The 8873-nt window shown below is 70.9% G+C and carries 9 protein-coding genes; 3 read left to right on the top strand and 6 right to left on the bottom strand.

Annotated features, from left to right (window positions below; all coding sequences use genetic code 11):
• The 3 genes from D471_RS0112610 to codB form a co-directional block, all read right to left on the bottom strand.
• On the bottom strand, window positions 1-430 hold a 430-nt coding region (locus tag D471_RS0112610), incomplete at its 3' end, for an alpha/beta hydrolase (RefSeq protein WP_017598943.1).
• Between the two features lie 226 nt (window positions 431-656).
• Window positions 657-1250, bottom strand: coding sequence for a flavin reductase family protein (locus D471_RS0112605; protein WP_017598942.1), 594 nt, complete (start codon window positions 1248-1250; stop codon window positions 657-659).
• Window positions 1238-2590, bottom strand: coding sequence for a cytosine permease (gene codB / locus D471_RS0112600; protein ID WP_017598941.1), 1353 nt, complete (start codon window positions 2588-2590; stop codon window positions 1238-1240). Before codB ends, D471_RS0112605 begins: the two co-directional genes overlap by 13 nt.
• A gap of 115 nt (window positions 2591-2705) precedes the next feature.
• Between codB and D471_RS0112595 the strand changes: the two genes are divergently transcribed.
• Window positions 2706-4292, top strand: a complete 1587-nt coding sequence (locus D471_RS0112595) for a PucR family transcriptional regulator (RefSeq protein WP_017598940.1) — start codon at window positions 2706-2708, stop codon at window positions 4290-4292.
• A 32-nt stretch (window positions 4293-4324) separates the two neighbouring features.
• Here the strand turns inward: D471_RS0112595 and D471_RS0112590 are convergent, their stop codons facing one another.
• A complete protein-coding gene (locus D471_RS0112590) occupies window positions 4325-5191 on the bottom strand; it encodes a polysaccharide deacetylase family protein (protein WP_017598939.1) in 867 nt (288 codons plus the stop codon).
• Entirely contained in the window at window positions 5188-5853 is a 666-nt protein-coding gene (locus D471_RS0112585) for a DUF1989 domain-containing protein (protein ID WP_083924209.1), read from the bottom strand. The genes D471_RS0112590 and D471_RS0112585 overlap by 4 nt, the downstream gene beginning before the upstream one ends.
• Window positions 5854-6000: 147 nt before the next feature.
• Here D471_RS0112585 and D471_RS0112580 point away from each other — a divergent pair, with 147 nt between their 5' ends.
• Entirely contained in the window at window positions 6001-7350 is a 1350-nt protein-coding gene (locus D471_RS0112580) for an amidase (RefSeq protein ID WP_017598937.1), read from the top strand.
• A gap of 13 nt (window positions 7351-7363) precedes the next feature.
• Here the strand turns inward: D471_RS0112580 and D471_RS0112575 are convergent, their stop codons facing one another.
• A complete protein-coding gene (locus tag D471_RS0112575; protein WP_017598936.1) occupies window positions 7364-7879 on the bottom strand; it encodes a SixA phosphatase family protein in 516 nt (171 codons plus the stop codon).
• A 280-nt stretch (window positions 7880-8159) separates the two neighbouring features.
• On the opposite strand from D471_RS0112575, the gene D471_RS0112570 reads away from it, so the two are divergent.
• On the top strand, window positions 8160-8873 hold a 714-nt coding region (locus D471_RS0112570), incomplete at its 3' end, for a DUF4386 domain-containing protein (RefSeq protein WP_206538939.1).

The raw sequence follows: 8873 nt of genomic DNA, 5'->3' as shown, positions 1-8873 counted from the left end.
CGGCGGCCGCGGCGGCCGCGTCGAGCGCGAGGCCGCCTTCGGAGGGGCGCCCGGGGTTGCCCCCGTACCCGCGGTAGTCGAACAGCAGGACGGAGAGCCCCGCGTCCGCGAGCGCCTTCGCGAGCGGGGCGCGCAGCTGCCGGTTCCCGGCGTTGCCGTTGGCCACCAGGACCGCCGTGCCCCGGTCCGTTCCCCGCGCGGGGACGAACCAGGCCCCCAGTTCGAGACCGTCCCTCGTCGTCAGTGTGATGTCCCGGGCGCCGTCGATGACCTCCGCGGCGGGCGGTACGTCCGCCGAGGACGGAAGGTAGATCAGTGAGCGCTGGAACCCCCACACGAGCCCCACCAGAACCAGGATGACGGCCACGGCGACCGCGGTGATGAGCGGAGCCGGGTGCGGGAGCCCGCTCCCCTCTGTGCCTGGGGCCACGTCCCGAGCCTCCTGTTCCTCTGTTCCCGCCCGTTCTCCTCCCGCTGTGTTCGGTCGGAAGAACGCCTGCTCCCAGTATGGGAATGTGTTCGGCTCCCATGCCCGGGGACGCGGGGGTGTTTCCTGCCGGGTTCTTCGGCGGCCGGACCTGGCACGGAAGAGGAAGGGGTGTCTCTGCGCGGCGGGCTCGGCCAGGACACACCTTCCCTGACCGAACCCGCCCCGCCTACGGCAGCGGATAGGTGTCCGAGGTCCCCAGATAGCGGCCGCCGACCCTGCCCAGGGCCCGCAGCCGGTCGTGCGCGACCCGACCGCGCCCGTCCAGGACATCGGGGCGCACCTGGAAGCAGACCACCCTGCCGATCACCAGCAACGCGTTGCCCAGAGGCAGTGACCGCTCCAACACGCACTCCATCGCGAGGGGGGACTGCGCCACCCGTGACGGGCAGACGCGGTGGGCCGGGGCGGACGGCGTCGCGGCCACCGCGAACTCGTCCTCCTCGGAAGGGAGGTCGGCCGAGGTGGCCCACATCGCCTCTCCCAGTTCCTCCGGCACGACGTTGACCACGAACTCACCGGTCCTGACGATGTTGGCGGCCGTGTCCTTGGCCGTTCCGTCATCGCGCGCCTCGATGGTCAGCGACAGCATCGGCGGGTCGGTGGAAACGACGGTGAAGTAACTGAACGGAGCGAGGTTGGGGACCCCCTCGGGGCCGATGGTGCTGGTCCAGGCGATGGGCCGGGGCACGACACCGCCCAGCAACAGCTTGCGTACGGCTTCGGCGGCCATCCGTTCCGGAGCCAGGGTCACGGGCTCCACGGGTCCTCCTCGAGTTCCTCATGGTCGGTACGCACACCCAGGGCGTGGAAAACCCGCTCGGCCACGGGCACGGTCAGGATCGCGACGGCGATGCCGTGGACGGGCGGCAGCCCGAAGGAGAGCTGTTCGCTGACGAAGGCCGTGGCCAGTCCGAGCAGGTAGGCGGTGGCACAGCTCCAGCGCACGGGCAGGAAGCGAACCTGGTCCAGCCGGGGCAGCCTGCCCCGCCAGACGAACAGGTGGTCGCCGATGACGACCCCGCCGAGCGGCGGGATGAGGATGCCCAGGAGGACCAGGTACTGCGGCAGCGCTTCGTAGATCCCGGTCAGGGCCAGGACGATGGCGATGGCCACCCCGCCGATGATGAAGGGGCGTTTGGCCGGGACGTTGAACATCTCCGCTCCGGCGACGCCGAACGCGTAGGCGGTGTTCTCCTGGGTGGTCCACACGTTGAAGAACAGCAGCAGGACTGCGACCGCGACCAGGTCGAGCTGGAGCAGGACGGCCACGAAGTCGGTGGCCTGGAACGCGATGGCGCCGACCGCGCCGAAGAAGAGCATGAGCAGGTTGAACACCAGGAAGGCGCACAGGGCCGCGACGAATCCCTGCCAGGGCCTGCGGGCGAACCTGCTCCAGTTGGGGGTCTGGGTCCCTCCGCTGACGAACGTGCCGACGACGATCGTGACGGCGGTGGCCCAGGCGATGCCGCCCTGCTCGGCGGGGGTGACGGCCGCCAGCCCGCTCAAGCCCCCCACGTTGTCCAGGGCCTGATGGAGGACCCACAGGCACAGCACCAGCATCAGGGGGACGGACAGGCCGCTGAGGAACTCCAGGCCACGGTACCCGTAGTAGGCGGTCACGCCGGTCAGGATCGAGCTGAGCACGACCACCAGCCACGTGTGGCCCTCGAATCCGAACGCCTGGACCAGGAGCTCGGACAGGAACACGGCCGTCACCGCGTACCAGCACACCTGTGTCCCTCCCAGCAGGAGGCTGGCGTACTTGGCGCCGTAGCGGCCCAGACTGTAGCGGGCCAGCAGGACCGTGGTCAGTCCGGAACGCGCCCCGATCAGGGAGAGCACGGCGACGTACAGGCCCAGGATGAGGCTGCCGACCGCCAGGATGACGATGAGGTCGCTCCACGCGAAGGCCCCGGAGAGGCGGGCTCCGGCCAACATGGTGGGGGTGAAGAAGACGAAGCCCACCAGGACGAAGAGCAGCGAGAGGAAACCGCGGCGCGCGTGCTGGGGGACCCTGTTCTGCGGGTAGTCGTCCTGGGCGACCGTCTCGGCGCGTGTGCGGGATGCGCTCACCGACGGACCCGCCTGACGAGTGAACATGGGGTGACCTCCGGGTTCGATGTTTTCGTGGTCTGAGTCACAAGCCAACTCAAACAACCCGCGCGGCCACGCGGAATGGAGAAAGGTCTAGAGAGTCCCGCCTTTCTGTGGTTATATGCACACCATGCTGACCCTGCGCTCCCTCGCTACGGACCCTGCTCTCCGACTGCGCGTCCTGGTGGAGGGGGACCGTGAGTGGGGCCTGCCGGTGCGCTGGGTGCACAACACCGAACTCCCAGACCCCTCCCCCTACCTGCGTGAACACGAGCTCGTGATGACCAACGGCCTGTGGTTCTCCGGCCCCGACTCGGCCAGGGCGTTCGTGGCCAGTGTGAGCCGCGCAGGTGGGGCGGGCATCGTGTTCGGCTTGCGCGAGGAGACCCCGAACACCCCGCCGGAACTGGTGCGTTCCTGTCGGGAGGCAGGCATGCCGCTGTTGGAACTGGGGGTGTCGATCCCGTTCACGGAGGTGTCCCAGGCCGCTGCGGGACGCTACGCCGAACAGCGCCAGCACGACCTGGTCGACCTGGTGCGCCGCAACAACTCGTTGGTGGAGTCGGCCTCGCACGGCGGGGGCATGTCCCGGGCACTGGAGATCCTGCACCGCGACCACCCGCGCCTGCGCATGTACGTGGTGGACCGGTCGGGCCGCTGCCTGTCCAGCACAGGGGGCCGACCGGACCGGGCGGACGTGGAGGCGGTCTCGTCCGCCCTGTCCAGACGTCCGCCGCCGCTGGAGGTCGGGCTGGCTTCGGGCGAGACCGCGACACTCTTCCTCATCGACACCCTCGGTGCGTTCGGCGGCGCGGGGGCGGCCCTGGCATGTCTGGAGTCGATGCGCGAGCTGTCGGGACCGGAACTGGAGTCACTGGAGCAGGTGGCGCGGTTCCTGAGCCTGGAGGTCGCACGTGAGGAGCTGACGCGGACCGTCGAGATGCGTTTCGCCGGGGAGTTGCTCGACATGATCTCCTCCGGGGCACGCGAGGAGCAGGAGGTGGTGAACCGACTGCGGGCCTTCGGAGTGGACGGCACCGGGTCGTTGGCGGTGTGCGCCCTCGGCGTGCGGAGGGGTGAGCGGGGCACCGGGCTGAGCGAGCGGGTCAGACGCTTCTTCGTGGACGAGTTCGTCCCGGTGGCGGTCGCCGAGGGTGTGCGGGACACCGTGGCCGTCTTCCCGTGGGTGCGGTCGGAGAGCGAACTGACCGGCTTCGCTGAGCGGTTGTCCCACGCGGTCACGGAACGGCCGAACGCCGAAGGCGCGGTGGTCGTCGGCCTGGGCGCGGTGGCCGAAGGCGCCGAGGCCCTTCGCGCCGCTCTGTGGGAGGCGCGGGAGTGCTGCCGGATCCTGAGCGGGCGTACGGTGGGTCCTCTGGTGGGCAGATTCGGCGACCTGGGCATGTACCGTCTGCTCCTGGGACATCACAGTCCGGAGGAACTCCACGCCCTGGCGGAGAAGGTGCTCGGCCCGGTGCGCGCCTACGACCAGGACAGGGGCGGGCGGTTGGTGGCGACGCTGCGCGCCTTCCTGGACGCCGACGGCAACTGGAACGCGACGGCCGCGGCGCTTCACGTGCACGTCAACACGTTGCGCAACCGACTGGCCAAGGTGGCGGAGCTGACCGGGCTGGACGTGGGGCGCACCCCGGAGCGCGTGGACCTGTTCCTGGCGCTGGAGGCGCAGGAGTCGGCGAACAGCCGTTGACAGGACGCGATCCGAGGCGCGCTCACCTCTCGTCAGTCCGGGTAGACGGTGGGGTCCACCGAGCGTCGCTGGAGGGTGTGGGCTTTCAGGGCGGGGTCCGCGCCAGCCGCCAGGGCCACGTCCACACAGCGCGCGAAGCGCACGTCGCCCCGGTCCTGAGCGTGCTCTATCAGTTCACGCAGCGCAAGCGCGCGACTGGGGCGCCCGGTGAGGAAAGGGTGGCTGGTGAGGTTGAACAGACAGCCGTAGTGGCGCATCGCGTCCAGTTCCGCCTTCCACAGTTCCAATGCCTTGCGCGGAGACTCGATGGCCGAGCCGATCGCGGGTTCGGGCAGGAACGCGTACTGCTGCCAGTCGTCCAGCGACCAGTGCACCGGAAGCTCGACGATCCGTCCGGTGCCGGTGTCGACCAGGTAGGGCCTGTCATCGGCCATCAGCGAGGAGTCGTAGACCAACCCGTGTTCGGCGACCAACGACGCGGTGTTCCAGGTCGCCTCCCACATGGCGGCGCGGTGCCCGCGGATCTCGATGTCCTGGTCGGCGAAGACCCGTAGGGCGCGCTCGAAGTCCTCGCGTTCCTCCTCGGGGGTCATGCGGGTGGGGGCGCGGTGGCTGTAGGAGTGGTGGGCGACCTCGTGGCCGCGGTCCTGGATACTCCGGGCGAGCCCGGGACGCTGTTCGGCGACCCACCCGGGCACGAAGAAGGTCGCGGGGACCTCAAGGTCGTCCAGGAGGTCGAGCAGGCGCGGGACGCCCACGTCGGGCCCGTACGCCTGGTGGCTCATGGTCATGGCGTGCTCGGCGTAGCGGTGCCCCTCGGCCAGCACGGGCGTCTCGGCGTCGACGTCGAAGGTGATCAGGGCCACGGCGGCGGCCCCGTCGTTCCAGGTCGTTCTCACGGCTGCTCCTCACCGGACGGGGCGTCCGCCTCCGCGGACGCCGGTTGGCGGCGGCCGGAGCCGTCGAGGACCTCGACCGCCAGCGGAGTGGGGCCCTCACCGTTGATCCCCACCAGGTCCTGCGGGCATGCGGACACGACGACGACGCAGTCGAGCTCCGCCCGAAAGGTGATCGAGTCACCCGGTCGGCTGGGGGCGGAGCGCCAGTCGATCCCCGTTCCGTCGACGACGGGGGTGTTCATGAACACGTTGATCGGTTGTGGGACGTCTGTGACGGGAATCCCGTGCGCCGCGGCCTCCCCGACAAGGTTGACCGCGCAGGAGCGGTGCCCGGGGTCGGCGCCCAGGTCGGCGTATCGGTAGGGGTCGCAGGCGGGGATGAGCATGTCGTGGACACCGGGTGAGGTGTCCTCGACCAGGGTGAGCAGCGGTCGGCGCCGGTTGGTCACGAACACCTCGCCCGCACGGGGGAAGAGGCGGCTCAGGTGGGCGCGCGTGTGCGCGGCGCTGTGGTACTCGGTCGGGTCGTCGGCGACGAAGGCGAAGACGTCGCCGACCTGGCCGCCGCGGGTGTCGGTGACGCGAACCGACTGCCCCGCCCTGGCGCGGACGGTCCGGGCGTGACGCGCCGGCACGACGGTTCGCGGTGATGGTGTCGTCATAGGGACAGTCCAGCACCGGCACCCTACGAGATACATGGATACTGCCACAGAAAATCCTGGATCACATGGAGATAACTCTATTCCTCTGGTTGACGGGTGGCCGCGACGATAGGAGGAGCGACGAAGTGACCGAGCAGGAGGAACGCGATGGAACAGCAGGGCCGGCCGCCGCACGGTCCGTTCACCGGTCGGTCCGTTCACCGGTTGGCGGAGGAACTGCGATCCGGTCGGGTGAGCGCGGTGGAACTGGCCCGGGCGGCCGCCGGGGCGGCGTCGGAGAGCGGGTCCGTGCTCGGCGCGTTCACCCTGGTGGACCGAGCGGGAGCTGACGCGGCCGCCCGGCGGGCCGACCGCGAGATCGGGCACGGTGTGGACCGCGGGCCGCTGCACGGGATCCCGGTCGCGGTGAAGGACAACATCGACGTGGCCGGGCTGTTGACCGAGGCCGGGTCGGCGCACCTGGCGGGAAACAGGGCCGATCGGGACGCCGAGTGCGTGCGTCGGCTGCGTTCCGCGGGGGCGGTGGTGATCGGCAAGACCGCCACACACGAGTTCGCCTACGGTCCGACCGGCGATCGTTCCGTGTCCGGGCCCGTGCGCAACCCGCACGCTCTCGACCGGATGTCGGGAGGATCCAGCGGCGGCAGCGCCGCGGCCGTGGCCGCGGGGATCGTGCCGGTGGCCCTGGGCACCGACACGGGCGGGTCCGTGCGGATTCCGGCCGCGTTGTGCGGGGTGGCGGGGTTCAAACCGGCGCACGGGACCGTCCCGGTGTCCGGGGTGATCCCGTTGGCCGAGTCGTTGGAGGACGTGGGCGTCCTGGCCGCTTCGGCCGAGGACTGCCGTGTGGCGGCCGGAGCCCTGGCCGGTGCGTCCGACGTCGGCGGCACGGGGGTGCGGCGCCGTACCCGTGTGCTGTGGCTGCGGGGCGCGCCCTCCGTCCCGATCGAACCGGGGGTGGCGCGGACGGTGCGCAGGGCACTCGACCCCGTGGACGAGGTGGTGGAGGTCGACTGGCCCGCGTCGGCGATGCTGTGGGACACCTTCACCGCGGTACAGGGCGCACAGGCCTACGACGTGCACGCCGAACGGGTGGCACGGGACCCGCACCTCTTCGACCCGGAGGTGCTGGAGCGGCTGAGGTCGGCCGCGCGCGTGCCTGGCTGGCGGTACGTTCGTGCGTTGCGTGAGCGCGAGCGGGCCCGGGAGGAGACGGCGGCGCTCCTGCGCGGGTACGACGCCCTGGCCCTGCCCACGGTGCCCGTGACGGCTCCCCGCATCGACCAGCGGAGGGTCTCGGTGGGCGGTACGGAAGCGCGGGTCGGCCCGATGCTGCTGAGCCTGACCTCGCCGTGGAACGTGGTCGGTGCCCCCGCGCTCAGCGTGCCCGCGGGGACCGTGTCGGGACTGCCGGTGGGCCTGCAACTGGTCGGGGCCGAAGGCGGGGAGGGCCTACTGTTCAGCCTGGCCGAACAGGTGGAGCGCGGTCTCGCCTGATGGCGGGGGCCGTTCAGGCGTGCGGTGCCCAGTAGGCCGCCAACCGCGTGCTGCCGGGTTCCACGTCCTCCCAGGAACCGGTGAAGGTCAGCACCGCGATCGCGCTCGTGGGGAGGCCGGAACGGGCCATCCGGGCGAGGAGGTCGCCCTCGGCTTCGCCCGCGAGCGTGTCGGCCAGGTCGTGCAGTCCGGGGTTGTGGCCGACGAGCAGCAGGGTGCCGACGTCGTCCGCGGTCTCGTTGACCACGTCGATCAGCTCACCCGCGGAGGCGCCGTAGAGGCGGTCCTCGTAGACGGTCCGCGGCCTGTGCGGCAGTTCCGCGACGACGAGTTTCCAGGTCTCGCGGCAGCGCGCGGCCGTGGAGCACAGGGCGAGGTCGGGTGTGACACCCGACCCGGCCAGCCAGCGGCCCGCCCGTGGGGCGTCCCTGTGCCCCCTTGCGGCCAGTGGCCGCTCGTGGTCGTTCACCGGAGGCCGGTCGGCCTTGGCGTGCCGGACGAGGACGACGGTGCGCGTGGGGTCAGCCATACCATCGATCGTTCCACATCTCGTGATGGAATCAGCGCCTTCCGTCACGTTCTGCCCCGCTGCCTTCGGGGTGTCATGCCCCCGGCCCCGTGCCCGCTCCGACCGGGCCGGCCGCCCCGGGCCGCGGTGCGGATCGTCGGGCGCCAGCTCCTCCGCTGTGCCCGGCACCCGTGGTGAGGGGCGCCGGCGGGGCTCTGGGACGGCTTTTCCGCCGCTCCGCGCCGCCCGACCATGTCTAACTTTCTTGACATGAGGTCGATCCTTCTTTACATTCCCTGTCATGTCAAAGATGCTTTACATCGCAACGCGGTGGGGGATGCGCTCCACCGAGGGAACCGCCCGGTTGACCGGCCTGGCCTACCTGGGCCTGGCGGTCACCGGCGTGCTCGGCTTCATGCTGGCCCGCCCCCGGCTGTACGTCGCCGGCGACGCCGCCGCCACACTGGCCAACCTCATGGCGCAGGAGGCCCTCGCGAGGGGCGTCGTCGCGCTGGAGCTCGGGATCGTCCTCACCCAGGCGCTGGCCGCCCTGCTGTTCTTCAGACTCTTCCGCTCGGTCAGCGGCTTCGCGGCCGGTGCCGTGGCGGCCTTCGGGCTGGTCAACGCCGCCATGATCCTCACCAGCGCCGGGCTCCTGGCCACCGCCGCACACGTCGCGCTCGACGCGCCGCTGCCGACCACGGCCGACACGGCGACCACGGTCCAGCTGCTGTACGTCGCGAGCGGGTACATGTGGGACGTCGCCGCGCTGTTCTTCGGTCTGTGGCTCATCCCGATGGGCTGGCTCGCCCACCGGTCGCGGTGGATGCCGCGCGTCCTCGGCTGGATCGTCGCGGCGGGCGGATGCGGCTACGTGCTCAGCGCCTTCCTCGGCTACCTTGTACCCGACACGGCCCTGGCCAAGGAGATCCTCACCGTCCCGGCCGCGATCGGCGAGTTCTGGATGATCGGCTACCTCCTGGTCCGGGGCGTGAGCCCCAGGGCCACGCCGGAG

The organism is Nocardiopsis lucentensis DSM 44048, assembly GCF_000341125.1.
Classification (GTDB): Bacteria; Actinomycetota; Actinomycetes; order Streptosporangiales; family Streptosporangiaceae; genus Nocardiopsis; species Nocardiopsis lucentensis.
This window is presented reverse-complemented; position numbering and strand designations above follow the sequence as displayed.